Here is a 274-nt window from a genome sequence, read left to right as displayed (position 1 = left end):
GGCTGCTCGCCAAGAGGAAGGCGATCAAGCGGACCCACCCGGTCCGCGTGATCGTGGACGCAGACAATGACGCCCATGAGATCAGCCTCGACGAGAACATCACCCGCGAGGCCATGCACCCCGCCGATCAGTTCGAGGCCTTCCGGCGGCTGGCCGAGGAGAAGGGCTACGGCGCCGAGGAGATCGGCGCCCGGTTCGGGGTGTCGGCGCAGATCGTGCGCCAGCGGCTGCGGCTGGGATCGGCGGCGCCGGAACTGATGGCCGCCTATAGGGC

1 protein-coding gene is annotated in these 274 nt (G+C 69.3%); it reads left to right on the top strand.

The features are described from left to right. On the top strand, nt 1-274 hold a 274-nt coding region (locus CVH10_RS20335), incomplete at both ends, for a ParB/RepB/Spo0J family partition protein (RefSeq protein ID WP_369335913.1).

The sequence above is a fragment of the Halomonas sp. ND22Bw genome, assembly GCF_003011945.1.
In the GTDB taxonomy this organism is placed as follows: Bacteria; Pseudomonadota; Gammaproteobacteria; order Pseudomonadales; family Halomonadaceae; genus Halomonas; species Halomonas halophila.
Note: the sequence above shows the minus strand (reverse complement) of the source record. Positions and strands in the feature narration are given on the sequence as shown.